Origin of the sequence: Pseudomonas sp. Pseusp97 (genome assembly GCF_047304025.1) — a bacterium.
Lineage (GTDB): Bacteria > Pseudomonadota > Gammaproteobacteria > Pseudomonadales > Pseudomonadaceae > Pseudomonas.
In genome coordinates, this window is sequence record NZ_JBGLYK010000438.1 from 1 (window position 1) to 1,234 (window position 1,234).

Here is a 1,234-nt window from a genome sequence, read left to right on the forward strand (position 1 = left end):
TTCTTATGTTTATAAGTCACAGCATCGCCGGCGCCTTCGGTGTCGGAAAGCAGCTCGCGCCTCGGCCGCGCCGCGCCGCTGGTGGCAGCGCTGGTGCTGCCGTTCCTCGCCCTGGGCCTGTACCTGCACTGGGGCGCCAGCGACAAGGTCGAGCTGGCCCGCGAATTCGCCACCGCGCCCAGGTCCATGGAGGAGATGACTTCCCGCCTGGAGCGCGCCCTGCAGGCCCAGCCGGATTCCGCCGAGGGCTGGTACTTCCTCGGCCGCACCTACATGACGCAGAACCGCGCCGCCGACGCCGCCAAGGCCTTCGAGCAGGCTGCGCGCCTCTCCGGCCGCCAGCCGGAAGTGCTCGGCCAGTGGGCCCAGGCGTTGTACTTCGCCGGCGACAAGGCGCTCAGCCAGCAGGTCCGCGACCTCGCCGACGAAGCGCTGAAGAAGGACCCGGAGGAAGTCACCACCCTCGGCCTGCTCGGCATCGCCGCCTTCGAGGACCAGAAGTACGCCGACGCCATCGACTACTGGGGCCGCCTGGTCGCCGTGCTGCCGCAGGACGACCCCTCCCGTGAGGCCATCGCCGGTGGCATCGAGCGTGCCCGCCAGCGCATGGTCGAGAAGGGCCAGACTCCGCCCGAAGCGCCGGTTGCCGCCGCTACTGCCGGCGTGACCCTGAAGGTGAAGGTCGACCTGTCCGCAGCCGTAAAAGGCCAGGTCAAGCCGGACGACAGCGTGTTCGTCTTCGCCCGCGCCGTCAGCGGCCCGCCGATGCCGCTGGCAGTGAAGCGCCTGAAGGTCGCCGACCTGCCCAGCGAGGTGTCGCTGAGCGATGCCGACGCGATGATGCCGCAGCTCAAGCTGTCCCAGCATCCGCAGGTGCAGCTGGTCGCGCGTATCTCCCGCGCCGGCAACGCGACGGCGGGGGAATGGATCGGACGAAGTGCTTCGTTGTCTACTTCCCAGGCGGGCGAGCAGAGCGTGACAATCGACAGCCCGGATCAGAAGTAACCAGACAAGAGAGGGTGGATCGATGAAGGGCAGAGTGCTGGCGCTGGGCGCCATGCTGGTATTGGGTGGTTGCGTGGTGCAGCCGCCGCAGCCGGAGCAACCTCCATCGCAGACGCCGCCGCCTTCGCAGCCGAGCAAGCCGATTCCGCCAGCCAAGACCTCCAGCTCGCCGATCACTCCGCAGCCCGGCGCCAGCACTCTGCCCTTCATCGATCCACCCTCTCTTGTC

General features: G+C 68.5%; 2 pseudogenes. Both read left to right on the plus strand.

Going from position 1 to position 1,234, the window contains the following annotated elements:
- Positions 1-36: 36 nt before the first annotated feature.
- Positions 37-1,005, plus strand: a pseudogene (locus tag ACCC94_RS29710) (tetratricopeptide repeat protein); the annotation flags it as partial.
- Positions 1,006-1,027: 22 nt separating this feature from the next.
- Positions 1,028-1,234: pseudogene (locus ACCC94_RS29715) on the plus strand (hypothetical protein); the annotation flags it as partial.